At 59.8% G+C, this 16,874-nt stretch carries 13 protein-coding genes; 7 read left to right on the top strand and 6 right to left on the bottom strand.

What is annotated here, in order from left to right; genetic code table 11:
- Positions 1-8 precede the first annotated feature (8 nt).
- The 5 genes from ACVJGD_RS21985 to ACVJGD_RS21965 all read right to left on the bottom strand — a co-directional run bounded on the left by ACVJGD_RS21985 (position 9) and on the right by ACVJGD_RS21965 (position 6,255).
- Entirely contained in the window at positions 9-1,676 is a 1,668-nt protein-coding gene (locus ACVJGD_RS21985) for an arylsulfatase (protein WP_456640331.1), read from the bottom strand.
- A 213-nt stretch (positions 1,677-1,889) separates the two neighbouring features.
- Positions 1,890-2,828 (bottom strand): helix-turn-helix transcriptional regulator, encoded by a 939-nt coding sequence (locus ACVJGD_RS21980; protein ID WP_456636284.1) that lies wholly within the window; start codon positions 2,826-2,828, stop codon positions 1,890-1,892.
- Positions 2,829-3,268: 440 nt separating this feature from the next.
- Positions 3,269-4,276 carry a helix-turn-helix domain-containing protein gene (locus ACVJGD_RS21975; RefSeq protein ID WP_456636283.1) on the bottom strand — a complete coding sequence of 336 codons (1,008 nt, stop codon included), beginning with the start codon at positions 4,274-4,276 and terminating at the stop codon, positions 3,269-3,271.
- 587 nt (positions 4,277-4,863) lie between these two features.
- Positions 4,864-5,196, bottom strand: a complete 333-nt coding sequence (locus tag ACVJGD_RS21970; protein ID WP_456636282.1) for a hypothetical protein — start codon at positions 5,194-5,196, stop codon at positions 4,864-4,866.
- A gap of 429 nt (positions 5,197-5,625) precedes the next feature.
- Complete coding sequence (locus tag ACVJGD_RS21965) at positions 5,626-6,255, bottom strand: nucleoside deaminase (protein WP_456636281.1); 630 nt, start codon at positions 6,253-6,255, stop codon at positions 5,626-5,628.
- Positions 6,256-6,911: 656 nt separating this feature from the next.
- On the opposite strand from ACVJGD_RS21965, the gene ACVJGD_RS21960 reads away from it, so the two are divergent.
- The 6 genes from ACVJGD_RS21960 to ACVJGD_RS21935 all read left to right on the top strand — a co-directional run bounded on the left by ACVJGD_RS21960 (position 6,912) and on the right by ACVJGD_RS21935 (position 13,924).
- The gene (locus ACVJGD_RS21960) at positions 6,912-7,097 is read left to right on the top strand and encodes a hypothetical protein (protein ID WP_456636280.1); all 186 of its coding nucleotides are present in this window, start codon (positions 6,912-6,914) and stop codon (positions 7,095-7,097) included.
- 152 nt (positions 7,098-7,249) lie between these two features.
- Positions 7,250-9,847 (top strand): plasma-membrane proton-efflux P-type ATPase, encoded by a 2,598-nt coding sequence (locus ACVJGD_RS21955; RefSeq protein WP_456636279.1) that lies wholly within the window; start codon positions 7,250-7,252, stop codon positions 9,845-9,847.
- A gap of 21 nt (positions 9,848-9,868) precedes the next feature.
- Positions 9,869-10,747, top strand: coding sequence for a polyphosphate kinase 2 family protein (locus ACVJGD_RS21950; RefSeq protein ID WP_456636278.1), 879 nt, complete (start codon positions 9,869-9,871; stop codon positions 10,745-10,747).
- A gap of 12 nt (positions 10,748-10,759) precedes the next feature.
- Positions 10,760-12,445, top strand: coding sequence for a SulP family inorganic anion transporter (locus tag ACVJGD_RS21945; RefSeq protein WP_456636277.1), 1,686 nt, complete (start codon positions 10,760-10,762; stop codon positions 12,443-12,445).
- 127 nt (positions 12,446-12,572) lie between these two features.
- Entirely contained in the window at positions 12,573-13,229 is a 657-nt protein-coding gene (locus ACVJGD_RS21940; RefSeq protein ID WP_456636276.1) for a MarC family protein, read from the top strand.
- A 287-nt stretch (positions 13,230-13,516) separates the two neighbouring features.
- Positions 13,517-13,924, top strand: coding sequence for an Ig-like domain-containing protein (locus ACVJGD_RS21935; protein WP_456636275.1), 408 nt, complete (start codon positions 13,517-13,519; stop codon positions 13,922-13,924).
- Between the two features lie 73 nt (positions 13,925-13,997).
- Here ACVJGD_RS21935 and ACVJGD_RS21930 read toward each other — a convergent pair whose 3' ends face one another.
- Positions 13,998-14,135: a hypothetical protein gene (locus ACVJGD_RS21930; RefSeq protein ID WP_456636274.1), complete on the bottom strand. Its 138-nt coding sequence runs from the start codon at positions 14,133-14,135 to the stop codon at positions 13,998-14,000.
- A gap of 262 nt (positions 14,136-14,397) precedes the next feature.
- Between ACVJGD_RS21930 and ACVJGD_RS21925 the strand changes: the two genes are divergently transcribed.
- A complete protein-coding gene (locus ACVJGD_RS21925) occupies positions 14,398-16,857 on the top strand; it encodes an arylsulfatase (RefSeq protein ID WP_456636273.1) in 2,460 nt (819 codons plus the stop codon).
- The last annotated feature ends 17 nt before the right edge of the window (positions 16,858-16,874 follow it).

Genomic DNA, 16,874 nt, shown 5'->3' with positions numbered 1-16,874 from the left:
TCGATACCCTATTCGCCCTGGTGGGTTGTAGTCTTGGTCTCCCTGATCTGTGCAATGACCTGATCCAGGTTGTAGCTCGACGGCACCTGCATCGGCGGAAACTCGCGGTACGACTCCAACTCCTTGAGCCACAACGACTGGCCCATCGGGAACATGGCAAGTGCGTCGTACATGTAGGCAGTGCTCGGCGCCGCCAATGAGCCGCCGAAATAGAGCAGCGACTTCGCATCGTCGGGGGACACGTTCTGCTCGAACGGGTCACGCTTGATGTTCTGGATCAGCGGGAAGTTCCACTTCTCGGGCCCCTTGAGCCAGCCAGCGGGCCCGGGCCCCGCCACGTCGTAGTAGGTCTTCCAGTTCTTGTAACGCACCGCCGCAGGCTTGGCTCCGGAGTAGTAGAAGAAGTAGTCCCGGGCAGACTTGTCCGACTTGCCGGTCAGGTAGTCGATCTGGTTGAAGCCATCGAGGGTCGTCTTGACGATGCCGGGATATTGGCCGGCCTCGATTTGCTTCTTGAGCCCATCACCTTTCGGACCACCGGCGATCTCGACAAAGGTGGGCAACCAGTCGAGCGAGGCGAACAACTGGTTCTTGATCGTACCGGGCTTGATGACCCCCGGCCAGCGGATGACAGCGGGAGCGCGGTAGCCGCCGTCCCAAGCTTCGCCTTTCTGACCTCTGAACGGCGTGATCCCACCATCGGGGAAAGTTATCGTTTCCGCACCGTTGTCGGTGGTGAATACGACAATGGTGTTGTCGAGCTGGCCCATGTCCTCGAGCTTCTTGAGCACATAGCCGATATTGTCGTCCATCTGCTTCATACCGGCTTCATTGATGCCCCAATCCTTGCCGCCTACTACGCCGAGCATAGCCAGGTATTTGTCCGACAGCACAGTTGTAACGTGCATGCGCGCCGGGTTGTACCAGACGAAGAAAGGCTTGCCGGTCTTCTTGGGGTCGTTGCGATCGAGGAAGTCGATGACCTTGGCTGAGATTTCCTCGTCCACCGTCTTCGAGCGCTCAAGCGTCAAGGGACCCTGGTCCTGACACGTCTGATTCTTCGACGTGCCGTCACTCGATTTGCACCAGATGATGGGTCGCGGTGGGGTCGCGCAGGTCGTCGTTTTCGGATCCACGGCGCCGGGGACCTCAGGCAGGCCGGGGATCGGCGTGTTTTTGCACGGCGACACAAAGGCCTGGGTGGTCGGGCTCTTGTTGACGTCGGGGAAGCTCACCGCCTGCATGGCGTCCAGGTGGTAGAGGTAGCCCCAGTATTCCTGGAAGCCGTGCGCGGTTGGCAGCGCGGCGGTGTGGTCGCCGAGGTGGTTCTTGCCGAATTCGCCGGTGCTGTAGCCGAGGTCGAGCAGGAACTTGGCGAGCGCCGGCGTGCCAGGCTGCAGATAGGTGGGACTGCCCGGAATCTGCGGCTGGACCATGCCGGTGCGCAGCGGATACATTCCGGTGAAGAAGGCATTGCGCCCGGAGGTGCAGCTCTGCATGGCGAGGTAGTCCATGAACTTCGCACCTTCCTGGCCGATCCGATCGATGTTCGGCGTTTCCCCGACCATCAGTCCCTGGTGGTAGATGCTCGGCTGCATCCATCCGATGTCATCACCCATGATGAAGAGAATGTTGGGCTTCTGTGCCTGCTGGGCGGAGGCAGGAATGCTCGCCATTGTCGTGGCGGTGCACAACACGACAAGAGCGACCCAGATTGTTCTGAACAAGCTCATGGTTGCGTTCCTCGATGTTGGCTGCTGAATCCAGGGCCGCAGCCTTCGCCCAACCCCATCCACGCCGGATCACATTCGGCGATCGGTCGGACGCCTCGCGGACAGGAAATTGATCCAAGCGCCCTGGATGCGCTATGCGCTTTCGGCAGGTTATCGTTACGGATCGCGCTGCAGCGTGACGGAAGGTGACTCGCCAAAGGTGGTGCGATACGTCACCGCAAAGCGCCCAAGCTCCAGGAATTGATGATTTCGGGCGACCTCCGCAACTGTGGCCATCGAAGGATCGGCACGTCGGAGCGCCGAACGAGCCTTGTTCAAACGTCGCAACAAAAGATATCGCGTCGGACTCACGCCGAGGAATTTGGCGCAACACATCCTCAAGCTACGCTCCGGCACGCCGATTTCTGCACAAAGCGCAGGCATTTTCAGTTTCTGATCAATCCCTTTGCTGAGGGCGTCTTCGAAGCGCCTCATGATGACGTTGTGATGGTATCTTGCCCTGGAATGGTCGTCGGTCTCTTCGGCGAGACAATTGATGATTGCATGAAGCAGTGCCTGCTCCAACGCTCTTGCCACCTCGGGGCGCTCGATCAACTTCGGTCTCGCCTCCGCAAGATGGCAAGCTTCTCTAAAGAGGCGCTGGAACCGTGATGCGTCCGCGCGAGCGGGGCGGAGTCTTCTGCTCGCATGCGGCGGTACGATCTCGTGTCCGGTCAATGCCTTGCTGCAATTCTCAAATTGCTCGGCCGATAGCGATATCAAGCCCCACTGGCAAGCACCCTCGGATCGTTGATGCGTGCTCTCGCCGCGACCGTGCAAGACCATGTCACCCTTTCGCAACGCAAATCCATTGGATACAAGGGACGTCGTACCGAGCGGGAACGACAGGAATATCCGTTCGGGGGGCAACGAAAGATAGGCGATGCGCGGAAGGCTTTCGCAGCACCGACACGCTTCCAGCTGATTCAATTTCAGCCGTATCAACCGTGCGTCGAAATCGCCGGCACCCGTTATCGTGAGATTGATACGTGCGTCGCCGAACCCGGCGGTGTAGCCGTCAGCGTAGCCGAACGTGAGTGTACCGCATTCTGCCATATGCCCCGTCCCGTCGGACCGGCGGACAGTTCTTGCGACCCATTGAAACTATCGGTCTGATCGACGGGAGGCAGCATTCCGTAGTTGGGCTCCTTCGGCTATGCGGGTTCGGAAGTTCGACGTCGATGGCGGAATGTGACGAATATGCAAGTCCGGCAAGTCCAAGATGATCGCGACCAAATGCTGCGGCTATGGGCGCCACGGTCAATGGAAAGACCGCCTGACGGCGGTCTTTCAGAACCGAAACGCGAGCTGCTCGTTTCCCGGATAATTTGCTCAGACAAACGCTATACGGCCGGACAGCCGACGGAAAAGAATCGGCAAGATCGGCTTTCGGCGTGCGAGCTCAGCACCGCCCTCTGTCCGCCAGTTGGCGCCGCCCGATCGTGTTCATCACGTCCGAAGTCGTCTTTGAGAGCAAAGTGGGACTAGCAGGACAGTCAAGCGACCTGCAAGTTCGTGGCCGCGAGCACTGACGGGCGTTTGAAACAAACCTCCGGCTGGTTCGCGGGGCGCCGCAAGGTGCACGACGGCAGCTCCCCGAACAGTGCGCGGTAGGCAACCGAAAAGCGCCCGAGCTCCCAAAAGCCGTGGTTGGTAACTATCTGAGTGACGGTGGCGTTGCACGGATCCGAGCGCAGGAGCGCCCGCCGCACGAGGTGCATTCGGCGCAAAGTGAGATACCGGATTGGTCCCATGCCGAGATGCTCTTCGCAGGAGGCGCGAAGTGTCCGCTCGGCGACGCCGATCGCTGCGCAAATTTCGGGAAGATAGAGCGGCCGGTCGGGATTTGCCTCCAAGAATTCCTCGAACCCCGCGACGATGGTGTCGTGACGACGGCTGCCGGCGGTCGGCTCTATGCCGGCGCCCTCGGCAAGGCACCTCACCATGAGGTGAGTGAGCTTATTCTCCAACGCCCGAAGGACTTCGGGTAACTCCAGAATATCCGGAGTGTCATGCGCAAGCTGCCCAATGCCTTTGTGCAGTCTTAAGAGACGGAGCATCAGTGCAGAGTTCGGGCGAATAATTCGTTTCTGCGACGCTTTCAGAAACCCAAGCCCCATGATTGTCTCGGCAGCGGCGTCCAGATCATCAATTGGAAGAGACATCGTTCCATAATGAAGGTCAGCCTCAGATCGTTGATGTACGACGTCGAACCGGTTGACAACGACGTCGCCGGGCAAGACTTCCAAGCCACAGTGCAGGAATGGTGATGAATCAGGTTCGGTAAGAAAGCCAATCGATCTACGGCCGGGCCTGACCGCGACAGTATTGACCTGTGGCAGGGCGATATGAAATCGATGCATCCAGAGCCTGTTCATGCCGATCTGTGTAAGCTCGGCATGAAAATTTCCTTTGGCTGTCGGATATAGCTCGACGTTGGCAAACCGAATAGCCTGCTGGCAGGCCGACGGATCGGTAAAACTAAGAACTCTACTCAACGCCATTTCTGTTCTACCCAAAACAGAAAAGTACTATTTCGTATGGCAACCGGTGTTACGGCGACGGTCGTCAGGAGAACTTAGCTTCAGGATTTCAATTAGCTGCGGATTGCAGAAGCACTGCAGGCAATGCGATGGGGGCGACCCAAAGTCGCAGTTGTATAATAATCTCTGTATTACCTCTGGTCAACTGGCGGAATCCTTGACTTAAATCAATGCTTGGTTTGTGACGTCTGTGTGGGGAGCCATGATGAGTTCGACAAGGTCGGGCTCACTGGACTCGGTCAGCATCTTCATGTCGCCTTCGAGAACTGCCGTGAAAGGCTACTTGTCCTTCCACTCCGGATGCATGAGGGCGAGCGCCTGGCTGCGATCGAGCGCGAAGGCGAGTTGGGTTGCTCCACTCACAGCGTGCCGTCATTGTCGAATAGGGCGTGCAATCGGAAGGTGCGATGAATCCGAGCTACCAGTTCCGGTGAGACGGACGAAGAATTCGATAATGGCTTGTTTTGCGAGCGTGTCGTTCCAGAACGGCAAAGGATCGGTCCGCGCGGAAGCAGGGGACAACGGGGTAGGACGAGCCTTGGCGGTCCTTATCTTCGCTGTCGCGGTGACAAACCTCGTTGCCAGATGGTCCCATTGTCGAACTGAATGACCATGCCATCGGGGGAATAAACCGCACCTTCGTTGAAGGCATCAATCCAGATCCGGCTTGTCGGCGCAAACCAGTCCGGCCATGCTTGTGCAGGTACGCCTCCTTCGGTCAACAGATTAAGTGCAGGGCCGTTCTGCGTGATATGGGCAGGTAGGCTTCCCCGGCACCTTTCAACGCACGTATAGATACCGGTCAGGTTAAGCGATTGAGCCGATGCAACGGTAGCCGCGAGCGCGGCCACCATGCCGATGGCCAGTGATATACGTTTCATAACACCATCCCTTCCATCTAATATTCAGGTTGGCCCCAAAAGGGGTTGCCAGTCTCTCATCTTCAGCCTTTCCGAGTTTGATCGCTAGACTAACGAAGACTTGGCAGCTATCGGACGCCGATCGCCCACCTGCCGAGAGCAATGTCAAGTCTTAAACCCAGGTTCGCATGACGGGCTATGCAGATTCGGAATCTCGCGAACGTCGAGCCGGGAAACGATTTGCCCTTTGAGAAACCTTGCCCAGGGGCTGTCATCGCTTCCACTCTCTTCAGAGCGGAGGTGTCAGCCGACCGCCGATCGCGACAGACTCTGCATAGCCTCAAACCGTTCCTGGCGGCCGAATCGTCGGTCCGACATCTGTCGGAGAAAAAAGATCGGGAGCCAGCGGCTGCGGCGCGCCGGGATCATGCGCCGCGGATCTGATGATCCCTAACCACGCCAAAGTCGATCGAGAACCACAGCCCTAGCCAAATTTGCGAGACTGGGCCAGCGGCCGAGCCGCGACCTGGTGCTCGAAACGCCGACATGCCCAAGATCGGAACACTCGACGAATATCCTTCGAGCTTTCATAAATTGCCAGCTCAGCGGATTTCGTTTCTGGAACACAGTCTGAACGTCGTGTTGTAGGTATCCGGACACGACGATGGGCGGCGGGGCAAACACCTCGGGCAATGCCGATGACAGGTGACTATCGGTCAGAACCTTCCATCGCGAGTGGCCACCCATGAGCGGTGACCGCAAACTGAACACCACTCGTCCGATCCTAGTTTCCCGGATGGCATAAGAACACATCGCACAAGGCTCAATGGTTGAATAGAGCGTGCAATCATCAAGACTCGTCGTGAAGAGCTTCTTCTGAGCGGAGGCAATGGCAACCATCTCGGCGTGTCGCGTAAGGTCTCCTTCGGCTCTGACCATATTGAGGGATTCGCAAATGAATTCGCCCCGCCGAGCGATGACGGCGGCAAAGGGGTACTCCCCGCTTTGCCCCGCTGATTGGGCGAGAGCAACGCAACGACGCATCATGGTCGCATCGGACTCCGAATCAGGGACTCTCATCGCGCTCCGTTCTCGCGCTGTCGATCAGCGCGCGTCGCAGCGTCGCCGATGGATTTTCGCCGAACGCCGCGCGATGCCGCTCGATAAGGGATGTCAGGCCGCTTTGCTTTCCAATAAGCCATGCAAAGCTAATGCCGGGTTCGCAACGCTGACTATGCAGATTCGGAATTCTCCGAACGCGGCGCCAGGGACGTACGAACGGCCTTTAAGTGGTCCTTCGGCGTGCGGGCGAGTGGCCCCTCCTTGTGCTTCCAACGGCGTGAAAGGGGGACAACAGCCTCCTCAATCGTGAGAGCTTTGCTCTGATGTGGAGGGCATGCCCATTTCAGCCGAAATCGCATAGCGCCTGACATGGCCCTGCGGTCAATCTCCGGCCAGGAGCGGAAGGCTTACAATGACGACACGATGCCGCTTCATTGCGACTGCCGCGGTGGTGCCGGCAATGCCGCTTGCTTCGATCAGGGCGGCATTGGCGCCGCCCACGCCAAAGCCGACGGAGCGTGCAAATCTGCCGATAATGCATAGCGCCCTACAAGTTCGGAGTTAGATTTGAGCTTCGAACTTGATTTAGCGCGAAAGCGCCTCGAAATTTCAGCGTTTTTCTTTTGCCCAACAACGGAAGTGAGGAGGAAGTAACCGAACTGAGGAGGCCGTGCATGATGGACCTCGTGAAAACGAACGGTCGAGCTGCTCCGGATATTGCGATGCACAATGTTGCTGCTGACATCAATGACCGCTCAGTTACAACAGGCGACGACAGTAGCGCCGGTGAAAAAAATCAGGGCGAAATCAATCTCAATTCAGCGCAGCGCTGTGCCGCAAGCTGGCGTGGCTCGGCGTGAAACTGGACGACCAGCCTAACGCCTCTGGGGCCCGCGCATTTCTATCCGGACTGGTCATCCTCACCAACGAGGAGCTGATGATCGCACACCATCCGCCGGCATTAGTGCGGCCGTAGCTGACGTTTGAGTAGTAGCATCGTTTGGAGTGGCCCATGTCCGTTCATGCCTTGGATCCCACCCCCGAGGTCAATTCAGACACAACCAGCGCCATTGATCTTGAAAAGGTGCCGGTCGATCGAGTCCTCGCCCAACTCGCCGTCAAGCCTGACCACGGGCTGAGCAGCGCCAACGCCAAGCAGCGACTTGCCAAGTACGGACCCAACGCCCTCGTCGAAAAGGAGGAAAGTCTACTTCGTAAGATCGTCGGGCATTTCACAGGGCCGATCGCCTACATGATCGAGGCCGCCGCGATCGTCTCGGCCATCATCGGCCATTGGGACGACTTCACCATCATAATGGGCCTCCTGTTTTTCAATGCCGCGCTTGAATTCTGGCAAGACCGCAAGGCGTCCAATGCGTTGGCCGCACTGAAGAAGGGGCTCGCCCCCGAAGCCACCGCAATGCGAGACGGCAAGTGGCAGACTGTTGAAGCCGCGATGCTGGTTCCCGGCGACATCGTCAAGATCAGGCTCGGCGTCATAGTGCCGGCTGACCTGAGGCTAGTGGGCGGCGACTACGCCTCCATCGATCAGGCCGCCCTGACGGGCGAATCCCTGCCGGTGGCGAAGAAAGTCGGGGATGAGGCCTATTCAGGCAGCGTCGTCAAGCAAGGCGAGATGCAAGGTGTCGTCATTGCAACCGGAGCCAACACTTTCTTTGGTCGGACTGCCAAGCTCGTGGCCGGTGCCGGTGCGATAAGCCATGCGCAGAAAGCGATGTTCGAGATCGGGAACTTTCTAATCATCATCGCTGTCGCGCTGGCGCTAATCATGGTCGCCGTCCAAGTCTATACCGACATTGTCATCACTGATAACTGGGGTTTGAAAGACGCGCTCGGCATCTTGCAGTTCGTCCTTGTTCTGCTCGTCGCATCGATCCCAGTTGCGATGCCAGCAGTCTTCTCCATCACCATGGCACTGGGCGCACTTGCGCTGTCGAAGGAAAAGGCAATCGTCTCCAAGCTGTCTGCCATCGAAGAGATGGCAGGTGTCGACATCCTTTGCTCGGACAAGACCGGGACGCTCACCAAGAATCAGCTCACGCTCGGCGATCCTATCCTGTTTTCCGAGAAAAGCGAGCAGGATTGCATCCTGGCCGCGGCGCTCGCTTCAAAGATCGAGGATCGTGACGCCATCGATACAGCGGTAATTGAAGCATTGACGGACCAGGATGCGATCAAAACTTACAAGCAGACAAAGTTTATGCCCTTCGATCCGGTGAGCAAGCGTACCGCGGCAACAGTGACCGACGCCAAGGGGAAAAGTTTCGTCGTCACCAAGGGGGCGCCGCAGGTAATTGTCGATCTCGCGAAGCCCGTAGCCGAGATCGCGCAACGGATCAAGACGACCGTCGATGAACTCGCAGCCAAGGGCTCGCGCGCGCTTTGCGTCGCCCGCTCCGAGGATGCGGGGCAAACCTGGTCTCTGCTCGGCATATTGCCGATGTTCGATCCGCCGCGCGACGACTCCAAGGCCACCATCGAGATGGCGAATGCAAAGGGCGTGCGGGTCAAGATGGTGACCGGCGATGACACTGCCATCGCCATTGAAACCGCGCGCAAGCTCGGCATGGGCACGCACATCATTCCCGCCGCCGAGGCGTTCCCTAAGGACATGGATCCCAACAAGGTGCCGACCGGCATTGTCGATGCCATCGAGCGGGCGGACGGTTTCGCCCGCGTCTTCCCCGAGCACAAATACGCTATCGTAAAGGCGCTGCAGTCGCGCGGCCATTTGGTTGCGATGACGGGCGACGGCGTCAACGACGCACCGGCATTGAAGCAGGCGGACTGCGGTACCGCGGTGTCCGGCGCCACCGACGCGGCCCGTGGCGCCGCCGCACTGGTTCTAACCGCGCCCGGCCTCTCCGTCATTAATAACGCGATCGATGAAGCCAGGCGCATCTTCGGACGGATCACCAGCTACACGATCTACCGCATAGCGCTGACCATGGACATCATGTTTGTGGTCGTGCTGTCCACCATCTTTCTCGAGTTTGCGCCGCTGACTGCGATGATGATCGTGGCCATGTCGCTGCTCGATGACGTGCCGATCATGACCATCGCCTATGACAATACTCCCGTGAGCGCAAAGCCGATCCGCTGGCAAATGCCTCGGCTGCTTGGCGTCGCGGTCGTGCTCGGGGTGTTCTCGATCGTCGAGACGTTTGGGCTTCTCCTGATCGGGATCCGGGTGCTCTCCCATCCGTACTTGCAGGACTTTTTCCGACTGGTGAGCCAGGATCAGTTGAGAACGGTGATATTCCTGCAACTTGTCGCTGGCGGCCATTTGCTACTGTTCATCACCCGGACGGAACGCTGGTTCTTCCTGCCGCCGTTCCCGGCGGCGACGTTATTCGCTGCGATCCTGCTCACCCAGATCCTCGCGGTGGCGATGTGCGGGTTCGGGTGGCTCGTCCCGTCGACTCCCTGGACCTTGATCGGATGGGTGTGGGTCTACAACATCGTTTGGATGTTTGTGCTCGGCGGGATTAGAATGCTGGCCGAGCACCTCGCTGCCTATCGAACCGCGCGGCAGGCGAAAAGCGCTCGCATGGTGAACCAATCGCTCCAGCTGCATGCTGCAGCGTAAGGCATATTGGGAGCATCCAGAATGGACTATCGCAGGAAGTTTGTAGTTGAGCCCGGCGCGAAGGTTCGGCTAGCGAAAATTGACGCTTCCTACACGGGCAAGCACGAGACCCACGAGAAGGCACTCCCCGAGATTCAGAGACATGTCGAACGCATGGACAAGCTGCAGTACCTGCTTTACGCGAACGGCAGCCAATCCCTTCTCGTCGTGTTGCAGGCGCTCGACGCCGCAGGCAAGGATGGCACTATTCGGCACATATTCAGCGGGATGAACCCGCAAGGAACGTTCGTCTTCGGGTTCAAGCAGCCGAGCAAGGAGGAGGCCGCTCATGACTTCCTCTGGCGTGCGCACGCGCGCGCGCCAGGCAAAGGCGAGGTGGTGATCTTCAATCGATCCCATTACGAGGATGTCCTCGTGGTGCGGGTGCATAAGCTCGTGCCGCAGCCGGTGTGGTCAAAGCGCTTCGACCTGATAAACGACTTCGAAAAAATGCTGTCGCAAAACGGCACGACCGTCCTGAAGTTCTTCCTGCACATCAGCCCCGAAGAGCAGTTGGCCCGCTTCAAGCAGCGCCTCGACGACCCATCGCGGCATTGGAAGATCAGCGAGAGCGATTACTCCGAGCGCGAGCTTTGGCCACAATACGTGGAGGCCTACGAGGAAGCGATGGAACTGACGAGCACGAAGCACGCGCCCTGGTACGTCATTCCGGCAAGCCATAAGTGGTTCCGCAATCTTGCGGTATCGCAGATCATCGCAGATGCGATGGGTGAGATGGGCCTCAAGCTGCCGCCGACGCGGGTCGATATCGCGGACATTCGCCGCAAGTATCACGCGGCGGAGGGCGAGCGGAAGATCGGCGGACAGCAACAGAGCAAAAACGCCGAGAAGGTCAGATAGCGGAACCGCCGAATGCCACCCTGGCTGTTCGCATCGCTGCGTGGCTACAGGATCAGACGGCTGCCGGAGGATCTTGTTGCCGGGGTTATGCTGGCTGCGATTGCGATCCCGGGACAGCTTGCAACCGCACGGCTGGCGGGCATGCCGCCCGAGACCGGTCTGTATGCTTTTGCCGCCGGGTCGCTCACATTCGCCGCCGTCGGGGCGAACCGCTTCATGTCAGTCGCCGCGGACTCGACAATCGCGCCGATCTTCGCCGGCGGGATTGCGTCACTGGCCGCCGTCGGCACGGCGCACTACGCCGACCTGGTGACGTTAACCGCGCTGATGGCCGGCGCCATCCTTCTCGCCGTCGGCTTGCTCCGTGCCGGTTGGCTTGCGACGCTGCTTTCGATTCCCGTGACGACAGGCTTTCTTGCTGGCATAGCCGTCCACATCATCGTGGGGGAGCTTCCGACGCTGCTCGGTATATCGGAGGCGCGGGGGCCTCTGCTGCTGCGCCTATTTCACATCCTGGGCCGCCTAGGCGAGGCCAATGCCTATACGTTGGCGCTCGGCGCCGGCGTGCTGGCTGTGACCCTGGGCATGGCCAGAATCAGCTCCAAGATTCCAGGGGCGCTGATCGGCATGGTCGGGGCGGGCATCGCCGTTGCGCTATTCCATCTCCAGACCCGCGGGGTGAGTCTACTGGAGCCACTGTCCATCGAACTGCCGCACCTGGCCCTTCCGCCGCTGCCAGACGCTCGCGAACTCGGTCATCTGGTGCCACTTGCCCTCACAGTCGCCATGGTTTGCATCATGCAGACCTCGGCGGTGGCAAGCACCTTTCCTTCGGAGAAGGGTACGCCGGACGACGCCAGCCGAAACTTTGCCGGCGTCGGCTCTGGCAGCATCGTGACCGGGCTGATCGGCTCGTTCGCCGTCGATGCAAGTCCGCCCAGCACCGCCATCGTCGTCGAGTCCGGTGGCCATTCCCAGATCGCCTCGATCACGGCAGTCGTGCTGATGGTTGGATTGTTCCTCCTAGCCGCGAGTCTGATGGCCTATCTGCCCCATGCCGCTTTATCCGGAATTCTCGTCTACATCGCCTTTAAGCTCTTTCGTCTTGGCGAAATGATCCGCATCTACCGCCGGAGCCGGCGAGAGATCCTGCTTGTGGCGGCGAGCGGCGGGCTCGTCGTGGCGCTGCCGATCGAAACCGGCATGCTTCTGGCGATCGTGCTCTCCTTCGTTTACAGCCTATATGCCGTTGCCCGGCCCTATTGTGCGGAGCTTGCGCGCGTGCCGGGAAGCACGGTGTGGTGGCCGCCTGGTCGGGACGAGAAGGGCGAGCACGAGCCCGGTGTCCTTGTCTTTGCGACGGCGGCACCGCTTACCTTCACCAACGCCCAGTACATCAGTGACAAGATCATAGGCGCACTTGCTATGGCGCCGGCGCCGGTGAAGCTCTTAGTGATCGAAGCGAGCGGCATGATCGACATCGACTATACCGGCTCGCAGATCTTGCAGCAGACCATCGCCGAGCTGCAGTCGCGCTCCATCGCCGTCGCCATGGCCCGGTTGTCGGATACGCGGGCCCAGGAGGAAGCCGGCCGAATCGGATTGATCGCGGCGCTGGGACCCGGCCGCGTCTTCAAGTCCGTCGAGGAAGCCGTGCGCCTGTTGGGTCCGGGCGCGAAACCGGACGACCGTCGCTAACGCGGAGTACCACGGCGGGACTCTTGCTGCCTTCGTTCGTCGCGTTCCGCGAGAGGCGGTCGCGCTTCGATCCGACTCACGCCGCTTGCACGAAGCGGTCTAGAGTCTGGATTTCTGAGGAGCCTATATGCGACAAATATTGACCTTGTTCGTCAGCACGTTTTCGACGCTGCTTGCAATCATAAATCCACTCGAGGCTCTACCGGTCTTTCTCAAGCTGCTCGAGGGCGAGGGAGACGATCGGCATAGACAGGTTGCACGTCGCTCGTGTCTCTATGCTTTGCTTCTCTTATTCTTCTTTCTGATTTTTGGCACGCTTATATTGCGAATATTCGCAGTTTCACTCAGCATGGTTCGCATCGTTGGTGGTATCGTTCTGTTGCGAATTGGCTTCGAACTTTTTTCTGGCTCTTCCTCTACCGGCTCTATGATTGCGCCTAGCGCGGGTCGCCAAAAAGGCGACATTGCATTCGTGCCCCTCGCCATGCCGCTAATGTGCGGACCCGGTGCAATCGCGACGACGCTTGGCATGACGTCGCTAGTGAAACACTCCGACTTCGAATTTGTCTCCTTTCTCGCTATTGCAATCGCGATGCTAGCGACGATGTCTGTGACCTATCTATGCTTGGCCTACGCCAAATACGTTGTTGGGCGAATCGGCTCGATGGGCATCGATGCAGTCACTCGAATGGTTGGATTTTTCGTCGCCGCGATGGGTGTGGGACTTGTTTTCCATGGAGTAATGGAAGCCCTGCAGGAATACGGTGTGGTAGTTGCGCACTGATGGTGGGCTGAGGGACACAAGCGATCTGCGGCAGTGCGTTTTTGACAGCATCGACCCAACTCGGACCTCCATCATGAAGCAAAAAAGGCGCGCAAACGCCAATCCGATCGACTGCAGCACAGATTGCCGAAGCCGCGTAGGCCGCCATAGCGGAGCAGGGCACAATTGGAGGCTCCGGGCCTTGAACGGTGATGGGCGAACTTAAGCTGCCGGAATCGCACAGCACTAAAAGTTTCCTCCGGCTGGAGTCTCTAGGCGAGTTGGCAAGATCGAATGGAGGGAAGCCAATGAAAGTTCGACGCGCATTATGGCATGGCCTTCTGGGGGGGCGCGGCCAGTGGCATCGGCACAATAGTGGCAGTGATCGCGTTCTTCGTCACGGCGCAGGCGCAGACCCAGTGCCCCCCGTCATCGGAAGTGCATCCACCTGGGGATTTCCTGCGACGGGTTATTTCGATGTTTCCCCGGGCGGCACCTGCCTCTTCTCGCTCAACATAAATGGTGAAATCCTAAGCGCCACCATCACGCAAGCGCCCTCGAATGGAAGGGTAAGCATGGTGAATGTATCCACCTACACCTACACGGCGAACCCGGGCTTTACCGGCACAGACACGTTCGTGATACGGGCGACAGGAAAGGACATCGATGGCCCTGCGGGAACGTCGGTGATCACCATGAATGCGACAGTTCGCTGAGACGCTCCGGAAGGCACGGCGGATCATGTATTTCCGACCTGGAAGCCCTCGGTATGGTCGGGGATTTTTTTCTTTAGGCTGTGCCGGCGTTCTGCTTCTGCACGCGCGCCAACTTGCCCTCGCGCGAGGAGTGACAGAAGACTTCGGTGTTGACCAGCGCGCGGGCGTGGTCGCGCATCCTCGTGGACGTCGCGGCTTCCGCGCGGGTCACTTTTTGTACATCTTGGTTTCGACGCGCAGGCCGAACAAGTTGCCCAGACGGCTGCCTCGCCGCGAGGGTTTTTCATACACTGGACAGCTGCGACATGTTGCCCCTGCTCAGGAGAAGGCCCCTTCTGCCGGACCTGCATAGTCAAACCTCCTACCTTCAGTAAGATCAAAAAACCGAGAGGATGCGTTCGCGGCATGCGGCGGTCGATTCTGCACGTCAAGTCACCGACCATACGAATCTGCTGATATCGTAGGAGAATGCCATGAGCAGGAACACGAATACGTTGATGTTGGCCGCGATCTTGACGGCCGTGGCCTGTGCTTCCGCAGAAGCCCAGCAAACGGCCGGGGTGCCGGGCTCGCCCGGCGCGACGACCACCATCGATGGCAGGTACCTGCCGAATCCGCCACAGCCCTTCAGGGGCGAGATTGATCCCAACGCCGCCCAGTCGAAGCCCTATTGGCCGGCACGGATCGTGCCGCCCAAGGGCGCGCCCAACGTGCTTCTGATCATGACCGACGACGTCGGCTTTTCCGCGCCGTCCACCTTTGGCGGCGTAATTCCGACGCCGGCCCTGGATCGGATCGCCCAAACGGGTCTGCGCTACACGCGCTTCCACACCACGGCGCTCTGCTCGCCGACGCGGGCCGCGCTCCTCACCGGCCACAACCACCATTCGGTGGCCACCGGCGTCGTCGTCGACCAGGCGACGGGCTACCCCGGCTATAACAGCGTCATCCCCCGTGACGCCGTCGCCATCGGCGAGATCCTCCGGCAAAACGGCTACGACACCTCGTGGTACGGCAAGGACCACAACGTGCCGCAGTGGGAGGGAAGCCAAGCGGGGCCGTTCCACAACTGGGCGACCGGACCCATCAAGGGCTTCGATTACTACTACGGCTTCATCGGCGATGACACCAGCCAGTGGCAGCCGAACAACCTGTTCCGCAACACCACGCCAGTCGAGCCCTATCTCGGCAGGCCCGGCTGGAACCTGATCACCGCGATGGCCGACGAGGCGATCGGGCGCATCAAGATGCTGAACGAAGTGCAGCCGGACCGGCCGTTCATGATCTACTACGCGCCGGGTGGCACCCACTCGCCGCATCATCCAACCAAGGAGTGGGTGGACAAGATCAGCGCCATGCATCTGTTCGAGGAGGGCTGGAACAGCCAGCGCGAACGCATCCTTTCCAACCAGAAGAAGCTCGGCATAATCCCGCAAGACGCCAAACTCACGCCGTGGCCAAAGGACTTGCCCCAGTGGGACACGCTCTCGGCCGAGGCGAAGAAGCTCTACATCCGCCAGGCCGACATTTATGCCGCGTTCTTGGCCTATACCGACCACGAGATCGGCCGCGTGATCCAGGCCGTCGAGGATGCCGGCAAACTCGACAACACGTTGATCATCTACATCAGCGGCGACAACGGCTCGAGCCCCGAGGGCACGCTGCATGGCCTGTACAGCGAGTTCGCAGTCGCGAACGGCGTGCACCCGTCGGTGCAAGAGAACATGAAGTTCTATGACGCCTGGGGCACCGACCAGACCTATCCGCACTATGCGGTGGGCTGGGCGTGGGCCTGGGACACGCCGTACCAGTGGACCAAGGAAGTCGCCTCGCACTTCGGCGGCACGCGCAACGGCATGGCTCTGGCCTGGCCCGCGCGCATCAAGGACAGGGGCGGCGTCCGCCACCAGTTTCACCACGTCATCGACATCGTGCCGACGATCCTCGAAGCAGCCGGCCTGCCGGAGCCGGTGATGGTCAACGGCGTGACGCAGCGGCCCATCGAGGGCGTGAGCATGGCGTACACGTGGGACGACGCCAAGGCGTCCGACCGCCGGGTGACCCAGTACTTCGAGATGTTCGGCTCCCGCGCGATCTATCACGACGGGTGGATCGCCTCGGCGCCCCCCATCCAGGCACCCTGGGACGTGACGCTGACGAAACCGCCCTCGGACGTCATGAACGGCTTCAAGTGGCAGCTCTACAACGTCGCGAAGGACTGGACGCAGGCCGACGACCTCGCCGCCAGCATGCCGGACAAGCTGCGCGACATGCAGCAGCTGTTCTCGATGGAGGCCACGAAGTACCAGGTCTTCCCGCTCGACGACACGCGCCTCGCCAGGTTCATCTCGCCGAAGCCGAACTACGCGGCCGACCGGACCCTGTACACCTATTCGGGCGAGATCTCCAACGTGCCGTTCCCGGGCACGGGCGGTGCACCAAGTCTTCTGAATCGCTCCTACACGATCACTGCCGACATTGAGATTCCGCAAGCCGGCGCCGAGGGCATGCTCGTCACCGACGGTGGTCGCTTCGGCGGCTACGGCTTTTACCTGGTCAAGGGCCGGCCCGTGTTCACGTGGAATCTCATCGAATTGGTGCGCGTGAAGTGGCAGGGCAAGGAGGCGCTCGCGCCGGGCAAGCACACGCTCGAGTTCGACTGGGAGTACGACGGCCCGGGACTCGGCAAGGGCGGCACCGGCACCCTGAAAGTGGACGGCAAGGTGGTGGAGAGTCACCCCATGCCGCGCAGCCTGCCGATCACCCTCCCGTGGGACGAAACCTTCAACGTCTGCCTCGACACCGGCACGCCGGTGGACGACCAGGACTATCAGGTGCCGTTCAAGTTCACCGGCAAGATCGACAAGCTGACGGTGAAGCTCGGGCCGAATGAGATGTCGGCGGCAGGAATGACGCAAGGGAGCCGTCGATAGGCGCGCTAGCAGTTTAT

The organism is Bradyrhizobium sp. USDA 10063 (assembly GCF_054063735.1).
This window is presented reverse-complemented; position numbering and strand designations above follow the sequence as displayed.